At 61.6% G+C, this 15963-nt stretch carries 13 protein-coding genes and 1 tRNA gene; 8 read left to right on the forward strand and 6 right to left on the reverse strand.

Features of this window, described 5'->3' with window-relative positions:
• The first annotated feature begins 162 nt into the window (after nt 1–162).
• Entirely contained in the window at nt 163–708 is a 546-nt protein-coding gene (locus tag M7H45_RS05870) for a hypothetical protein (RefSeq protein WP_298215320.1), read from the forward strand.
• Here M7H45_RS05870 and M7H45_RS05875 read toward each other — a convergent pair.
• The 4 genes from M7H45_RS05875 to gltX all read right to left on the reverse strand — a co-directional run bounded on the left by M7H45_RS05875 (nt 668) and on the right by gltX (nt 5939).
• A complete protein-coding gene (locus tag M7H45_RS05875; protein WP_298215321.1) occupies nt 668–1906 on the reverse strand; it encodes a hypothetical protein in 1239 nt (412 codons plus the stop codon). The genes M7H45_RS05870 and M7H45_RS05875 overlap by 41 nt on opposite strands.
• Before the next feature lie 53 nt (nt 1907–1959).
• Nucleotides 1960–4203: a tetratricopeptide repeat protein gene (locus tag M7H45_RS05880; RefSeq protein WP_298215322.1), complete on the reverse strand. Its 2244-nt coding sequence runs from the start codon at nt 4201–4203 to the stop codon at nt 1960–1962.
• A gap of 204 nt (nt 4204–4407) precedes the next feature.
• Nucleotides 4408–4484, reverse strand: a tRNA-Arg gene (locus M7H45_RS05885).
• 60 nt (nt 4485–4544) lie between these two features.
• A complete protein-coding gene (gene gltX, locus M7H45_RS05890; RefSeq protein WP_298215323.1) occupies nt 4545–5939 on the reverse strand; it encodes a glutamate--tRNA ligase in 1395 nt (464 codons plus the stop codon).
• Nucleotides 5940–6018: 79 nt separating this feature from the next.
• On the opposite strand from gltX, the gene M7H45_RS05895 reads away from it, so the two are divergent.
• Both M7H45_RS05895 and M7H45_RS05900 read left to right on the forward strand, forming a co-directional pair.
• Nucleotides 6019–8010, forward strand: coding sequence for a ComEC/Rec2 family competence protein (locus M7H45_RS05895; protein WP_298215324.1), 1992 nt, complete (start codon nt 6019–6021; stop codon nt 8008–8010).
• A 37-nt stretch (nt 8011–8047) separates the two neighbouring features.
• The gene (locus tag M7H45_RS05900; RefSeq protein WP_298215325.1) at nt 8048–10159 is read left to right on the forward strand and encodes a polysaccharide biosynthesis tyrosine autokinase; all 2112 of its coding nucleotides are present in this window, start codon (nt 8048–8050) and stop codon (nt 10157–10159) included.
• On the opposite strand, the gene M7H45_RS05905 is transcribed toward M7H45_RS05900, so the two are convergent.
• Together M7H45_RS05905 and M7H45_RS05910 are read right to left on the reverse strand one after the other, a co-directional pair.
• Nucleotides 10156–10356, reverse strand: a complete 201-nt coding sequence (locus M7H45_RS05905) for a hypothetical protein (protein WP_298215326.1) — start codon at nt 10354–10356, stop codon at nt 10156–10158. The genes M7H45_RS05900 and M7H45_RS05905 overlap by 4 nt on opposite strands.
• A gap of 4 nt (nt 10357–10360) precedes the next feature.
• Nucleotides 10361–11374: an acyltransferase gene (locus tag M7H45_RS05910; protein ID WP_298215327.1), complete on the reverse strand. Its 1014-nt coding sequence runs from the start codon at nt 11372–11374 to the stop codon at nt 10361–10363.
• Nucleotides 11375–11421: 47 nt separating this feature from the next.
• Here M7H45_RS05910 and M7H45_RS05915 point away from each other — a divergent pair, with 47 nt between their 5' ends.
• The 5 genes from M7H45_RS05915 to map are packed head-to-tail and all read left to right on the forward strand — an operon-like array spanning nt 11422 to nt 15950.
• On the forward strand, nt 11422–12624 hold the full coding sequence (locus tag M7H45_RS05915) for an outer membrane beta-barrel protein (RefSeq protein WP_298215328.1): 1203 nt from the start codon (nt 11422–11424) through the stop codon (nt 12622–12624).
• Nucleotides 12621–13364 carry a WecB/TagA/CpsF family glycosyltransferase gene (locus M7H45_RS05920; RefSeq protein ID WP_298215329.1) on the forward strand — a complete coding sequence of 248 codons (744 nt, stop codon included), beginning with the start codon at nt 12621–12623 and terminating at the stop codon, nt 13362–13364. Before M7H45_RS05915 ends, M7H45_RS05920 begins: the two co-directional genes overlap by 4 nt.
• Before the next feature lie 40 nt (nt 13365–13404).
• A complete protein-coding gene (locus M7H45_RS05925) occupies nt 13405–13689 on the forward strand; it encodes a hypothetical protein (RefSeq protein WP_298215330.1) in 285 nt (94 codons plus the stop codon).
• Nucleotides 13689–15092, forward strand: coding sequence for a class II fumarate hydratase (gene fumC / locus M7H45_RS05930; RefSeq protein ID WP_298215331.1), 1404 nt, complete (start codon nt 13689–13691; stop codon nt 15090–15092). Before M7H45_RS05925 ends, fumC begins: the two co-directional genes overlap by 1 nt.
• Before the next feature lie 51 nt (nt 15093–15143).
• The gene (gene map / locus M7H45_RS05935) at nt 15144–15950 is read left to right on the forward strand and encodes a type I methionyl aminopeptidase (RefSeq protein WP_298215410.1); all 807 of its coding nucleotides are present in this window, start codon (nt 15144–15146) and stop codon (nt 15948–15950) included.
• Nucleotides 15951–15963 lie beyond the last annotated feature (13 nt).

Here is a 15963-nt window from a genome sequence, read left to right on the forward strand (position 1 = left end):
CCGCCGTCGGCATCCCCGCCTCGTGCTCCTTCAAAATCGCAATGATCTGCTCTTCGCTGAACCTGCTGCGCTTCATTCCGTCCGACTCCTTTGCGTCGGACTCTACTCAAAATTGGTCACATTCCAGGGGTGCACGTCAACAATTATAAACGCAATGCTTTTTTGAAATATAATTCATATTACACCTATCTATGTAGCTTAGTTGGAGAAGAAAATATTCACGTTAACCTGTATGAGAAAACAATAAAAGAAGAAAATATATTTCGAGTATTTTTGCGTAATCTTGGTATAGACGATAATAGTTTAACTTATGATATCACGGAAGTTAATACTAGCTTATCTAGTAAGGAACTTATTATTATGTTACAATTAAACCGATTTCTTCCTAGAATGAATTTTTCCGATTTAGTGGTTGAAAATTCAATTGTTGCCGGACTTTCGCGATCCGGAACACGGCATAACTTTTTAAAACCTGAGCAAATAGAAATAATAAAAGCATTTTTCAATGAAGAGAATTCATTGATTTCAAAGCGATTATTCGAAGGGATTGACATTTTTTCTTCTTCCTCCGAGGGAGAACTATTTTGTTTTAAGCCTGAAATGATCGAGATTTCTGATCTAATTAGCTTTTTTGGAGGGTTATTAGTTGGATACGATAAGCGAATTTCTAAATTAGAAAACGATCATTCTGGAATGAATCAAACTTAGAATTTTCTAGTAAAAAATCCTTATAAGATTGTTGAGTAGATATAAAGGATTCTGCTTCGAGGGCCACTGACGAAACCTCCGTAGCAATCTGGGCATATATCAAAGATTCATCAATTAATTTAAGAGCTAAAAGTAGTTCGCCTTTTGCTTCACAAAGCTTTGCCTCGGCTTGCTTTAGCTGAGCGCGGTCGAGCCAGCTGAGTGCATTAAACTGCTCTATAATAAATTTTATAACGGATGCAAATTCATTAATTTTCTCTAATCTATCAATATTGCCTAGTTCAGGGTATGATTGCCAATCAATTTGCAAATCCGAGATTTTTATTTGAGGCCATTCAGTGACAAGAGAATAATTGCTTTCATCAAAGCGAGATTGAAGACTCTCAGCAAAAGAACGGCCGAGTTGCAGTCTTTCTAAAACAGGAATTTTTTCAATAAAAAAATTTGCGTTTTTGTTGGCTCTTCCGTCGGCGCGGTGCAGTTTAAATTGAAGCGCATTCGAGATTGCGATTGTCCGATAATCTAGCGCTTCGTTAATACGAGGAATTGAGGAGAATTCGCTTTGGTCTATTCCAAACTCCTCACAAAAAAAGGATATTATATTATCTATTTGCTTATAAGAGACCGGGTGAATGGCTTCTTTTCCATAAACGCCAGACCACTTCTGTAAAACCTGGCGATAATTAAAGTAATGCTTGCTCGGACTCATTTCGCTACTAAACCAGTCTGCAGTCACTTCGCCGCCAACCCTCGCGCGGGTAGATGCAAGAGACAGACACATTTCTAATTGGGGGCGAATAACAAAATAAATCTTAACTTCGCTAAACAAGGGAGTTAGCAAATCGGCGGTATTTTGAATTACTTTTGGACTAAGGAGGCGGCTATGACAATGCTCATTGCTAATAACGAAAATTTTGGAACCGGCATTTTTGGCTTCTCGAATTTCGAGAAGAAGTTTTTCTTTGGTTCGGTTAATGAATTGCAGCTTTTGCTCATCGGATACAGCGCCATAAAACAAAAAACCTTCATCGGGCCGGACTCCGCCCGCCCAGAGATAGATGCCAGTGTTGTTGGGCCGACCCAGCGCCTCAGAATACCAAATCCCTTTTTTCCGAAGAGCAGCCGAGTTTTTATGAAGCCAGGATTGGATCGCCGTACTTCCGGTTTTTTCCGCGCCAATATGAAAACATAACTTCATCAGGTCTCGCGCTCTTAGGTATTGCTAATTTTATATAATTCCAATTAAAATTGTCAATCGTTCTTTTTTGGATTAAATTTGCGTAGTCGCGCATGTCTGCTCCAGTGCCGGTCTGTCGCCTTGTAGGTAGCGGCACATCCGATCGCTACGGTCTTAAAGAGCGTGCGCAGGGGCAATATTGCTGTGCCATCCCAGTCGAGGTGGCCAGTTTTGGTTAAAACCTGAGTCAGCGCGCGTGTGAGAGCGGCTGGGCCGGTCGCATACCAGACTCCGTCGTTGTCGCCCCGGTTCACCGCCTCTACCGCCAAACGTAGTGCCTCAATAATAACGGGGTGCTGGGGTGTGACCGCGATAAAATTATTTCCGACAGTTCCTAATATTTCTTGAGACAGCACTAATTTCATACCGGGAGGCAACATGCCGGCCACCGGTCGGAGGCAGCGGTCATCCGCATCTGCATAGATGCCCCCCGTCCGTGCCAGCCAAGCCAGCCTGAAAATATCGCTTTTCTGTGCAAATTCGCGGGATCGACGATAAGCAAGAAGGACAGGAGTCGGATAATGCTCCTCAAGCCAGGCCAAAGCGCGAGTATCATCAAAAAGGAAATATTGATGCTGTGGATTTTGCCCGCGCCAGGAGGACGTCATATCGCTAATCTCCTCTGGCAGGATGGGATCGTCCCAGAATTGCATGATGATGTCAGGAATGAGCTTGCCCCTATCCAGTGCGGTCGTTATTTCTAAAGCTCCGCTTTGGCGCAGCGCTACCAGGAGCGAAATAGCTGGCCCGCTATTCTCAGGGTAAGCCCGGGCGAGGTGTATCAATTTTGAAATGCGATCCGCCGGCGCGAGGACGCGCAACGCCTGAAGCTCTTGAGCTAAAGTCTGGTTTACCGAGAATTCGTTCAAAAGCTGCCCAAACTCGGTTTGGGATGTATTGGGAGATAAACCGCGCAGTTGCAAGAGCGGAGCATCTAAGTCGCGGGCGCGGCGCAAATGCCGTCGTGCCCCGTCTAAATCCAGACTCATGATTTTGCTACGTGTAAGAAGGTTTTGGAGCATGCTTTCATTAATCAATACAGATGCTGCGCGTTCATAGTAAGTAATGGCCTCTTGGATCCGCCAACAGCTTTCCGTCCACATGCCTTTCATGCGGTCGAGATGCGCGCGCTCCTTTACTGTCGAAGCATGGATGGTGTTAAAACAAGCCTCCACATCGTCATCGTTCCCCACATATAATTCTGTTTGAATTCGTTCCATCCAGAGCCAAAATGTATATGGATCGGCACGCGTGGCCGCACGGGCGAGGTGGAGCGCCTCATAATACTGGCCCGCTTGACGCAGCAGGCTAATTTGCCTGATTCGTAAAAACGCAGAGGTGCCTTGAGCATCTTCGATACAGCGAAGGACATCCAAGCCTTCCTGTATTCTACCTAGCCTCGCTAGGGCCTCCGCCTTGCCAAACAGAAACTCAGCGCATCCGGGTTGGTCAGCAGCAGCTTCCGTATATAATCTCAAAGCTTCGTCGGGTTCATCAGCCATTAGGGTGTTCTGGGCTCTCGTGGAAAGGGCCTGAACGTTACGGGGCTCATATTCGAGGGCCAAAGTTAGATACCGGTCAGACTCTCTTTGTTGGCCGAGCTGACGATATTGAATGGCAATTTCCACTAGAGCCCCAACATGGCGAGGCTCCGTTGCATTGGCTTCCAAAAATGCAGCTAAGGCGGCTTCGTTATTGCCGGCAGCCCGCTCGATCATCCCCAACATTATCAGCGGGTAGGATGTTCTTCCGCTGCGATCGAGCGCATGTTTGGTCATTACGCGGGCAGCGTCAAATTCGCCGAGCTCCCTTAATTCCGTGGCGGCTTCGAGTCTCGGCCCTGGCAGGCCTGGCGCCACCTTGATAGCTGATTCCAGCCACTCCAGCGCTTGCTGACGCTGTCCTCGTTTCCGGGCGCTGAAGGCCAGATTGATGTAGGCATGCACATTATTCGGAGCGATGGCCAAGGCCTCTTTCGCCATTGCCTCGGCTTCGTCCAGACGTCCCAGCTCTCTCAGTTCTGTGGCGGCTTCGAGTTTCGGTTCCGGAAGATTGGGGACTATATCAATGCAAATTTTGAAATATTCCAAGGCTTTTTTGTGATCACCTAATCGCCTTATGCATTTTCCAGCGCCCATAATTGAAGTAAAAATGCTAGGAGATAACTGTAGCGCAGCAATAAAGGTGTCTTTTGCTTCTATCAGCTTGCCTTGAGCCAGTAACCGTTCTGCTTTATCTATAAAAGTTTCAACCGACATCAACTAAACGCCTCTAGCCCCGGTTACGAAATTTATGCCAGACGGTCAAAAACATGTCTAGCAAGCTGCCGGCGTTATCGTAGCGGTTGCCTTGGGCCAGACATTTAGATCTGGGCGCCATGTTTGCGCCGTTCGGCCTGATAGATGGCAGGTCAGGCTTGGCCGGGCGGCGTAGCTGGTTTCCAGATATTTCTGTTCTGAAAATGGTGCCCCCGGCAGGACTCGAACCTGCATAACCGAACTTAGAAGGATCGGAGCTTATCCAATTAGCCAACGGGGGCGGAGCGCGAAGCCGCTCAGCTCATAACATGGCCGGATAAAAGCTCAAGGCGCCGGGTGCCTTACGCCGCCACCGCCCGGATGCGCCGCAGCGCCTCTTCCTTGCCCAGGGCCAGCAGCGTCGCGTCGATACCGGGGCTCATCGTGCTGCCGGTAAGCGCCACTCGCAAAGGTTGCGCGACCTGGCCGAGCTTGCGCCCCTCCGCCTCGGCGAAGCCGCGCAGAGCGGCGTCCAGCGCCTCGGCGATGAAAGGCGTGGCCTCCAGCACCCCGGCGAGGCGCGCCAGCATCTCCCGGTTTTCCAGGGTGAGCAACGCCTCCGCCTTGGGCTCGAAGGGAAGGGGGACTTCCCGCGCCAGAAACGCCGCCGAATCCGCGAGCTCAACAAGTGTCTTGGCCCGCTCCTTCAGCCCCGGCATCAGCTTGAGAATGCGCGCCATCGCCTCCGTGCTCACTGTAATATCCGCCCGGGCCAGGCGCTCCACCACCTCGTCGCGCAACCGGGTATCGTCGGTCTGGCGCAGCCACATGCCGTTAAGATGGGTGAGCTTGGCGTAATCCATGCGGCTCGGGGCGCGGCCGACATCCTCCAGCGTGAACAGCCTGATCTGCTCCGCGCGGGCGAGAAACTCGGCATCGCCATGGCCCCAGCCAAGGCGTAGTAAATAATTGCACAAGGCCTCGGGCAGGAACCCTTGTTCGCGAAATTCGAGGATCGAGACGGCGCCGTGGCGCTTCGAGAGCTTCGCCCCGTCCGCGCCATGAATCAGCGGAATATGGGCGAATTCCGGTTTATCCCAACCCAGCGCGTCATAGATTTGAATCTGGCGGAATGTGTTGGTTAGGTGATCATCGCCGCGAATGACATGGGTGATGCCCATATCATGGTCGTCCACCACCACGGCATGAAGATAGGTGGGCGTGCCATCCGAGCGCAGGATGATCATGTCATCCATCTCGGCGTTGCGGACTCGCACCTCGCCCTGCACCAGATCGCGCAACACCACCTCGCCCTCCCGCGGCGCCTTGAGCCGGATGGCGGGCTTCACGCCCGGCGGGGCGTCGGCCGGGTCGCGGTCGCGCCAAGTGCCATCATAGCGGGGCGGGCGCTTCTCGGCGATGGCGCGCTCGCGCATCGCCGCCAGCTCCTCCGGGCTGCAATAGCAGCGATAGGCCTTGCCGGCCTTCAGAAGCTGCATCGCCACTTCCACGTGGCGGGCGGCGCGGCGGCTCTGAAATACCGGCGGCTCGTCCGGAGTCAGCCCCAGCCAATCCAGCCCGTCGAGGATGACCTGCACCGCCTCCTTGGTCGAGCGGGCGCGGTCGGTATCCTCGATGCGGAGCAAAAATTCGCCCCCATGATGGCGGGCAAAAAGGTAGTTGAACAGGGCCGTGCGGGCGCCGCCAATATGCAGCAGCCCGGTGGGGGAGGGGGCGAAACGCGTGCGGATTTTCATAAGTCGCCCTTAGCCTCTCGCACCGCGTTGTGCCAGGGCGCAGAACCGGCTAGCCTCCGGCTCGCAACCGGAGGTGGTGGTGGCGACGCAATGGTTCGCGCGCTGGATAGAGGCGGAGCGTGGGCGCTTCGTTCTGCTGCTGCCCATCGCCATGGGCGCGGCGATTCTGGTTTATTTCGTCTTGCCCGCCGAGCCGCCGCTCTGGCTGGGGCTGGCGCTCACTCTCGGGGCCGGATTGCTCCTGATTTTGGGCTGGAGGCGCCCCGTCTGGCGCTTGGCCGGAGCGTTGGCGCTGGCGGCGGCGCTGGGTTTCGCCCGGGCGGAATGGCGCACGGCGGCGATGCCGCCCATCGTCGCCGTCACCAACGGCGTCCAGGGGGTTTCCGGCTTCGTCGCCAGGGTGGAGCCACTGCCGGATGGCGCGCGGGTACTGCTGCGCGCGCCGCGCCTTGGCCATGGACGCACCTTGCGGCGCATGGTGCGCCTCAAGCTTAAGCCGGGCGATACGCCGCCCCGGCCCGGGGCGCTGGTGAAGGTCTATGCCTTGCTCTTCGCGCCCGATCCGCCCGCTTATCCCGGCGGCTGGGACCAGGGCCGGGACTACTATTTCGCCCGGCTAGCCGCGACCGGCATGGCGCTGACGCCGCTGCGCGTTTTGCGTCCCGCGCCGGATAACCGGCTGGACGATGCGCTGCAAAGGCTGCGTGGCCATATCGCGGGCGCAATTCTGGCGGCTCTGCCAATTTCCACCGGCTCCATCGCGGTCACGCTGCTCACTGGCGATGAGCAGATCATCCCGCCTCAGGAACGGCAGAATTTCGTGCTCGCCGGGCTCGCCCATATTCTCGCCGTCGCGGGGCTGCACGTTGGCATCGTCATGGGGCTGGTGTTTCTGGCGGCGCGCTGGCTCCTCTCGCGCAGCGCCTGGATGGCGCTGCATTGGCCGGGCAAGCCCATCGCGGCGGTGTTCGCGTTGGCGGGCGGCGGGGCCTACGCGCTGCTCACGGGCGCGCATCTGCCGATTCTCCGCAGCCTCGCCATGGCCAGCCTGGTCACGCTTGGCGTGCTGGCCGGGCGCAAGGCCATTTCCCTTCGCGGCCTCGCCATCGCCGCGCTGGTGCTGATGCTCCTCATGCCAGAGGCGATTCTCTCCGCCAGCTTCCAAATGAGTTTTTCCGCCGTCGCCGCGCTCATCGCTGGCTATGCGGCGGTGCGGCCCTTCTGGCGGCGCTTCCACGCTTCGCGCGGGGTGATGCGGCGCGCCGCCATGCATGGGGTGGAGCTCGCCTTCACCAGCCTGCTGGCGGGGGGGGCCTCGATGCCGTTTTCCGCTTATCAATTCCAGCAGATCGAACCCTATTGGATTCCCGCCAATCTCGTCGCCGTGCCGCTGACGGCGCTCTGGATCATGCCCTGGGGGCTGACGGGCATCGCCCTGCTGCCCCTGCATCTGGCCGGGCTCGCCTTCCGGCCGATGGGCTGGGGAATTGACGTCATCGTCTGGATGACCCGCCATATCGCCGCTTGGCCGCATGCTTTGGTGCCGGTGCCGCCCATGCCCGCCGCCGCCATCCTGCTCATCGCCGCCGGCCTGGCCTGGCTTTGCATCTGGCGGTCGCCCGCGCGGCTGGCCGGGCTGGGGCTGATGGCGGCGGGAGTGGGGGCGGCGTTGCTGGCGCGGCCGCCGGACGCGCTGATCTCCGCCGATGCCCGGTTGATCGCCATCCGCTCCGGCGCGGAGATTTTTCTCATTCGCCAGAAGGGCGCCAGCAAATACACGCTGGAGCAATGGGGTCCGCTCTGGGGCGGAAGGCCGCTCATCCAGGCCGCTTGTACCGCCGCCACCTGCCGCATCGGCCCTGTCCTGTTCGCCAGCGTTCCGGTGACGGTTTGCGCCGGGGCGCAGGTGTTGGTCTCACCTGTGGCACAGCCTGGCTGCCCCGGCGTGGCGCTGCTGGACGCCGCCGCCGTGGCGCGCGGGGGCGCTATCGCCGCCTGGGCCGGGCCGGGCCGGGCGGTGATTCACGTGAGCCGGGAGGCGCAGGGAAACCGGCCATGGGTTAGCAACTAAAAGTTGTATTTTGGTAGGATTCGGTTAACCATGACGTATGAGCGTCGCGCTTCCTAGCCTGAGCCTCCCCGCCCGGCAGCCTCTGGCCGAGCAGCTTATGGCGTTGCGGCGCCACTGGCGGCTGATCCTGTTTTGCGCTCTGGGCCTGCCAGCCTTGGCGCTGGCCGGGCTGCTCGCCTTGCCGCCGCGCTACAGCGCCACCGGCATTTTACTTTACGATCCCGCCAGCGCCGCCCTGCCCGGCGCCCAGGCCGGAGCCGCGGCGGGGCTGGACGAGGATGCCGTAACCGCCAGCCAAGGGGCGATCATCGCCTCGCTGCCCGCCGCCGCCGCCATTGCCACCCAGCTGCATCTGGCCGCCAACCCGGACTTCAACCCGGATTTGCGTAAACGCCGCTTTCCCCTCAGCCTGCTGCCGCGACCGGCGCTGCCCAGCGGGATGGCGCTGGCCGAGGCGGTGCAGAGCCGGCTCAGCATCTCCGTGCTGCCCGGTTCACGGGTCATCAGCGTGGCCTTTGCCGCCGCCGCGCCGGAGATTGCCGCCGCCGCCGCCAACCTCGCCATGCAGATCTACCTCGATCATGAGCGCGATGTCGCTTTTCAAACCCTCACCGACGCGCAAGCCTGGCTTGAAACCCATTCCGCTCAGGTGCAGCAGCAACTGGACGATACCGAGGCCGCTCTGGCCCGCGCCCGCGCCCGCGCCGGGCTGGTGCAGGGCGCGCAGGGCATGACGCTAACGGATGAAACCTCCAGCCATCTGGGGTCGTCTCTGGTGGAGGCCCAGGCCGCCCTGGCCATGGCCGAGGCTCGTTTGCACGCCGCCAGCCAAGCCGGTGGAGACGCCGCCGCTGCCAACGCCGCCATCGCCCCCAACCTTCTGCCCTTGCGCGCCCAGCAGGCGCAGCTGGCGGCGCAGGTGCGGTCCCTGGCCAGTGAGTACGGCCCCGGCTACCCTGCCCTCATCACCGCCCGCGCCCAGTTGGCGGCGGTGACGGCGCAGATCGGCGCCGAGGCCGCGCGGGAGATGGACGCCGCCCGGGCCGAGGTGGCCGCCGACCAAGCCCAGGTGGCGACGCTGCAAACCGCGCTGGCCCACGCCCGCACGCAGAGCCAGACCGAGGATGAGGAGGCGGCGCCCATCCGCGCTTTGGAGCAACGGGCCGAGGCCGGGCGGGATATGCTGCGCGCGATCACCCTCCAGGCTGGCCAATTGGCGCAGGACGCCTCGCTAACCCGGCCCGACGCCCGGATTCTCTCTGCCGCCGCCGCGCCGGCGCGGCCGGATTCGCGGCATGGGTTGATCGTATTCGCCGCCTCGGCTGTGCTGGGCCTTTGCCTGGGCGTATTGCTGGCGGGGCTGCGCGACGCGCTGGACACCTCGCTGCGCTCGGCCGAGGCTTTGCGCGGCGAAACCGGACTGCCCTGCCACGCGCTTTTGCCGGAAGTGCGCAACCCTGCCGAGGCGGCCCTCATCGCGCCATTCTCTTTATATGCGGAACAGCTTCGCGCGCTGCGGATGGGGTTGCGGCTGGGCGGGAGCGGCTGCCAGATCCTCGCCATCACCGCCGCGCGGCCGGATGAGGGGAAGACCACCTTATGCATCGCCTTCGCGCGCGCGCTCGCCACCGCCGGCTTGAAGGTGCTCGCCGTCGATGGCGATATCCGCCAACCCAGTTTCGACCCTGTTTTCGTCATGGGCGGCCTGCCGGGACTCACGGATCATCTAGCGGGCAAGGCGGCGCTGGAGGAATGCCTGCACGCCGACCCTCTCTCGCCACTGATTCTGCTTCCCGCCGGCACCCAGGCCCAGGCGGCGCTCAGCCTGTTGCTCGGCCCCGCCATGCCGGAAATGCTGGACCGGCTGCGCGGCGAATATGACGTGATTCTTCTCGACGTGCCGCCCGCCTATGCGCTGGCCGAGGGCAGGGTGTTGGCCAGCCATGCCGACGCCGCCTTGCTCTGCGTCCGCTGGGGCCGCACCCCACGGCGGGTGGTGCGCGGCGCGATCACCCTGCTGCAGGAGGCGGGGGTGCGGCTGGCCGGGGTGGCGCTGAGCCGGGTGAATGTCAGGACGCATGGCGCTTCCGGCTTTGCCGATGCTGAGTTCTACGCACCCCGCTATGGCGGTTATTTCCGGCGAGGTTAACGCCCGTCCGAGCCGGCGAGCACGACCACATAGCCGCGCCAGAAGGGCAGGCGGATGCGCCGCCGCCAATCCAGCCGGTGGCGGGGGCGGTGGCGCATGGAGAAATGCAACTCCACGGCCCGCAGCTGGGCGGGGGAAAAACTCGCCGCCAGTGGCGCGGGCAGACGGGCGAGGAACCGGGTGATATCCGGCGACATGGGATTAGCCCGTCAGCCGGTCCAGAATTTTGACGCGCCGAAAAGCGTGGCGCTTGACCATAACCGGGCCAAGCATGCCGGCGGTCATCAGCGCCGCGGCGTAAACGCCGAAATGCGCCGCATCCCAGGGCAGGAAATGTAAAAGGGCGGCCTTGGCGAGACCGATGCAGATGGTGTTGCCGAGATAGATCATGAAACTGTACCGCCCGAAAAACAAAAATAAGCGACACAGCCAGCCTATGTTCAGGCATCTTAACAAACCGTGAAGAGCGGGGAGGGATAACGCGCCGAGCGGCAGCATCACACTTTTTTGAGCCTCGCTTTGGCCCCAAAGCGCCACGGCCGCCAGCCCGGCCAGCAGCAGCGCCAGCGCCAGAGGCCAGAGGCGGTCCATTATCCGCTCCCAGCGCGGCGCGGCCAGCCCCGCCATCGCTCCCAGCAGGAAGAACGGCGCATAGGCGCCCACCCGGTCCAGATAGATATAGGCGGGGAGGGGGAGGGCATAGAGCGCCAGCGCCGCCGCGAGCAGCCAGGACAGGCGGCGGGCCTGGCCATTCAGCAACCAGAGCGTGGCCAGAGAGACGACGAACAGCACGAAGAGATACCAGATGGAGAGGGCGGGGCTGGCCGCCGTATGCCAGAACAGGCCGAGCAGCCCGGCCCTGATCCCGGCCGGCCGGTTATCCACGAATAGGATTGGCGAGGCCAGCAGCTTGCCCGCCAGCACCAGCAGGCCGAGCGAGAAGAAAGGCAGCAACAGCCGTTGCGCGCGCGCTCGCGCCGTTTGTGCCCAGCCGGCGCGCCCGCGCAGCAAAACCCCGGAGAGCGCGGCGGCGAAGCCGCTGAGATACATGAAAAACGGCATATGGAAGGCATAGATCGCCCGGCGCAACGGCTCGTACCAATGCAAATGCTGCGGGTCCTGCCGGGCCACCAGGTGGCCAAACACGACGAGCAGAATGGCGAGGCCCTTGCCCATGTCGAGATCGGCGCGGCGGGGAGGATTCGTTGCAACCATTAGTTGTTAAATGATTAACAAAATTCTACTAAAAGTGATATGGCGAAATGGTGAGTTATTGCTCCCGTTTGGCCATTGCCGCCGCCTGTCTCGCCGCGCCGCTCGCCGGGCGGGCGCAGATGCTGGACGAGCTTTTGCCCGCCGGGGTGCCGGGCTTCGCGCAGGCAGCGGGCATTTTGAATGTCCGGCGCCTCGCCGCGCCCAGCCCAACCGGTTTCGAGCTCGGTGGGGTGCAGGTCGCGCCCGGCCTTGGCTTGCAAACCGGCTACGATTCCGCGCCCAACGCCGCCGCCGGCTCCGCCCTGTTCAACGCCGCGCCCCGGCTGCTGGTTAAGGATGTTCCCGCGGGGTTCGGGGCTTTTGCCCAGGTCAGCGAGACCGCCTATCCTGAGAGCGCCGCGCAAAATCTGTTCAGCGCGGCGCTTGCCGGGGGGTGGCGGATCCAATTGCCGGAGGAGACGCTTACCGTTTCCGCCGGATATCTGCGGGGCGATGAGACGGATTTCTCGCTGAACGGCCTCAGCGCCGCCAAGCCGGTCGCCTTCAGCGTCAACTCACTGCGCGCCCGCGACGAGATCACCACCGGACGGCTGACGCTCACTCCGGATGTCTCGGTTGATGTCTATCGCTTCCCCGCCTGGGCGGGTGAAGACCGTCAGGACTACCGGGCCGGGCTCACGCTGCGTTACGATACGGACGGACCGGTGAGCGCGGTGATGGCGCTGCGCGGGGGCCATACCTCCAGCCCGGACGCGGCGGAGCGGGCAGAGACATACGCCATACTCGCCGGGTTGCAGGACGTGGCGGACGGGCTATGGACCGTCTCGCTGCTGGCGGGAGGCGCCTGGCGCGCGCCGCGCACGGGGCCGGGGCTTTCCGCGCCAGTGGTGGAGGCGCGGCTGGATTGGGCGCCCAGCCGCCTGGATGAGATACATCTCAATATCACCCGCGAGATCGACGATCCCGACCGGCTGAGCACCACACCCTATACCCTCACCCAGGCGAAGCTCAGCTATCAGCGGGCAGGACTCGGCCAGCTCACCGCCGATGGCATGGCCGAGATCTCCCGCGCCGCTTACATGTGGAGTCCGGTGCGCGAAACCCTGTTTTCCACCAGCTTCGCCTTGTCCTGGCGGATGGGCCCGGCTTTGGCGTTGCAAGGCCGTTATGTCTTCAACGACCGGCAGGCAAACTTTCTCCGCGCCGCCAATGAGCATGTGCTCACGCTCGGCCTGGATTGGGCGCCGTGAGGTTTTTTGGTCTCAGCTTCGGCACGCTTTCCCTGGAAGAGGCGGTGGCCTGCCTGCGCGCGCGGCCCGCCGACGCGCCCTTTGCCTATGTGGTCACGCCCAACGCGGATCATCTCGACCGGTTGCGCCGCCAGCCGAGTTTGCGCCCGGCCTATGAGGCCGCTTGGCTGCGCCTGTTCGATTCGCGCTGCCTCGCCCATTGCGCCCGGCTGCTGGGCCGCGCCGCGCCGCCGGTGGTGACCGGGGCGGATCTCGCCGCCGCGCTGCTGCCCCATCTCGCCGGGGCGCGGGTCGCCGTCATCGGCATGGGCGAGGCCGCCTTCGCGGCGCTGGCGGCGCGCTATCCGGCCATCCGCTTCCGCCACCACAACCCGCCATTGGGGTTGCGGACCGGCCAGCCCGCCTTTCACCAGGCGGTGGAATTCGCGCGCCGGCAAGACGGGGGGTGGGTGTTCTTCTGCGTCGGCTCGCCGCTCCAGGAATATCTGGCCCAGGCGGTGGCTCAGGCCGCAGACGCGGCCGGGACCGGGCTTTGCCTGGGGGCGGCGCTGGAATTCACAGCCGGCACGCGCCGCCGCGCGCCTTTATGGATGCGCCGCGCCGGGTTGGAGTGGCTGCACCGCCTGGCTTGTGAACCCCGCCGCCTGGCGCGGCGCTATCTCATCGCCGGGCCGCGCGTGGTCCTCGCTCTGGCCCGCGGGGCGGACGCCTCTGGCCTTCCCCCGGCTCCGCGCGCATAATTCCAGGCAGCCGGCTTGTCCGGCAACCGGGAGATGGCTGATGGATTTTGCGTCACCTGAGCGGCGCCGGGGCGGTGAGGATTCACTCTGGGCGGTGGTGGCGGTGATCGGGCGGGTGATCCGCATCGCGGAGGTATTCCCCAGCCGCGCCCAGGCGCTGACCGATCAGGCGTGGCGCGAAGCCCAGGTCCGCGCTTATGCCGGGTTTCTTGAAAGAACCGAGCATCCAGCCCCACGTTACATGATAAGGCCGATCCGCCGCGCGGATTTGCCCCGGCGGTGGAAACCTCTGCCTGCCCTTGGATTTTTGCATGGGAAATGGTGATGGCTGAAACACGGATCGAACATGACGCGCTCGGAGATGTCGCGGTGCCCGCGGACCGCTTATGGGGAGCGCAGACCGAGCGCAGCCTGGAGAATTTCAAGATCGGCCGCGAGCGCTATGTATGGGGGCGCGACGTGATCCGCGGCCTCGGCGTTCTCAAAAAAGCATGCGCCCTCGGCAACCAGGCCCTCGGGCAATTGCCGGAAGAGAAGGCGCGGCTGATCGTCGCCGCCGCCCAGGAGGTGATCGACGGCAAATGGGATTCCGAATTCCCGCTCGTCGTCTTTCAAACCGGCTCCGGCACGCAAAGCAACATGAATGCGAATGAGGTGATCTCCAACCGCGCCATCCAGATGGCGGGCGGGACGCTGGGCAGCAAGACGCCCATCCACCCCAATGATGACGTTAACCACAGCCAATCCTCCAACGATACATTTCCCACGGTCATGCATATCGTTGCCGTGGAGGTGGCGGCGAATAAGCTGCTGCCCGCCATCGAACGGTTGACGGACGTGTTCAAAGCCAAGAGCCTCGCCTATGCCGATGTGGTGATGACGGGGCGTACCCATTTGCAGGATGCCACCCCCGTGACGCTCGGCCAGGTGTTCTCCGGCTGGCAGACGCAGCTGGAGGACGCGGCGGCGCTGATTCGCGAGTCTTTCAAGGGGCTTTACGAGCTGGCGATCGGCGGCACGGCGGTGGGCACCGGGCTGAACGCGCACCCGAATTTTGGCGCCACCGCGGCGGCCTTCATTGCCGAGGAAACCGGCCACCCGTTCATCTCCGCGCCCAATAAATTCGCGGCGCTTTCGGCGCATGACGCGCTGGTGGCGGCCTCGGGCGCTCTGCGGGTGCTGGCCGGCGCGGCGATGAAAATCGCCAACGACGTACGCTGGTATGCCTCCGGCCCGCGTACCGGCATTGGCGAGTTGCGGATTCCGGAGAACGAGCCCGGCTCCTCGATCATGCCGGGCAAGATCAACCCCACCCAATGCGAGGCCCTGACCATGGTGGCGGTGCAGGTTTTCGGCCATGACCATGCCGTCGCCTTCGCGGGGTCGCAGGGCAATTTCCAGCTCAATGTCTATAAACCCGTCATGCTGCATAACTATCTGGATTCGGCCCACCTCCTGGCCGAGGCGCTGGATAGTTTCCGCATTCATTGCGCCGAGGGCATCGAGCCGGTGCCCGAGCGCATCAAGGAGCATCTCGACCGTAATTTGATGCTGGTCACGGCGCTAAATCCCCATATCGGCTATTCGAAAGCCGCCGAGATCGCGTTGAAGGCGCACCGGGAGGGGCTCACCCTGCGCGAGGCCGCGCTGGCGAGCGGGCTGGTAACGGCGGAGCAGTTCGATCAATGGGTGGACCCCAAGGCGATGACGGCGCCGCTGGCCGTCTAGCCGCCTTATGAGTATTGAAGCAGGATTGACGAGCCCGAGGGATAGATGACCATGGATGGCGGAGCCGATTCACGCCGGATCACGATTTACAAACCGGAGGATTTCGCGCCGATGCGCGCCGCTGGGCGGCTGGCGGCGGCAACGCTGGACATGATCACCGAGCATGTCGCGCCGGGCATGACCACCGAGGAGCTGGACCGGCTCTGCCACGATTTCATCACCGCCCATGGCGCGGTGCCGGCTCCTTTGAATTACCGGGGGTTTCCCAAATCCATTTGCACCTCGATCAACCATGTCGTCTGCCACGGCATTCCCAACAGCCGCAAGCTGGCGGAAGGGGATATTCTCAACATCGACGTCACCGTGATTCTCGATGGCTGGTACGGGGATTCGAGCCGCATGTATGTGGCCGGGGAGCCCAGCACCAAGGCGAGGCGGCTGATGGAGGTGACTTACGAGGCGTTGATGCGCGGTGTGGCCGCGGTAAAACCCGGCGCCACCTTCGGTGATATCGGCCATGTGATTCAGCACTACGTCGAATCCCAGCGTTTCTCGGTGGTGCGGGATTTCTGCGGCCATGGCATTGGCCAGCGTTTTCACGAACCGCCAAATGTTCTGCATTTCGGCCGCCGGGGGGAGGGGGCGGTGCTCAAGCCCGGCATGTTCTTCACCATCGAGCCGATGGTGAATATCGGCCGGCCGGATGTGAAGATTCTGGAGGATGGCTGGACCGCCGTTACCCGTGACCGCTCGCTCTCGGCCCAATTCGAACATATGGTCGGGGTGACGGAAACCGGGGTGGAGATCTTCACCCTATCGCCCAAAGGATATACCGGGCCGCCTTATATCGCCGTTTAGGCGGCCCGGCCCG

This window comes from Acidocella sp. (assembly GCF_027352905.1).
In the GTDB taxonomy this organism is placed as follows: Bacteria; Pseudomonadota; Alphaproteobacteria; order Acetobacterales; family Acetobacteraceae; genus Acidocella.

What these genes read in the sequence shown, in the direction of transcription:
- M7H45_RS05875 (WP_298215321.1), bottom strand. Translation starts at nt 1,906, where the DNA reads ATGAAGTTATGTTTTCATATTGGCGCGGAAAAAACCGGAAGTACGGCG.
- M7H45_RS05880 (WP_298215322.1), bottom strand. Translation starts at nt 4,203, where the DNA reads ATGTCGGTTGAAACTTTTATAGATAAAGCAGAACGGTTACTGGCTCAA.
- gltX (WP_298215323.1), bottom strand. Translation starts at nt 5,939, where the DNA reads ATGAAAATCCGCACGCGTTTCGCCCCCTCCCCCACCGGGCTGCTGCAT.
- M7H45_RS05900 (WP_298215325.1), top strand. Translation starts at nt 8,048, where the DNA reads ATGAGCGTCGCGCTTCCTAGCCTGAGCCTCCCCGCCCGGCAGCCTCTG.
- M7H45_RS05905 (WP_298215326.1), bottom strand. Translation starts at nt 10,356, where the DNA reads ATGTCGCCGGATATCACCCGGTTCCTCGCCCGTCTGCCCGCGCCACTG.
- M7H45_RS05910 (WP_298215327.1), bottom strand. Translation starts at nt 11,374, where the DNA reads ATGGTTGCAACGAATCCTCCCCGCCGCGCCGATCTCGACATGGGCAAG.
- M7H45_RS05915 (WP_298215328.1), top strand. Translation starts at nt 11,422, where the DNA reads ATGGTGAGTTATTGCTCCCGTTTGGCCATTGCCGCCGCCTGTCTCGCC.
- M7H45_RS05925 (WP_298215330.1), top strand. Translation starts at nt 13,405, where the DNA reads ATGGATTTTGCGTCACCTGAGCGGCGCCGGGGCGGTGAGGATTCACTC.
- fumC (WP_298215331.1), top strand. Translation starts at nt 13,689, where the DNA reads ATGGCTGAAACACGGATCGAACATGACGCGCTCGGAGATGTCGCGGTG.
- map (WP_298215410.1), top strand. Translation starts at nt 15,144, where the DNA reads ATGGATGGCGGAGCCGATTCACGCCGGATCACGATTTACAAACCGGAG.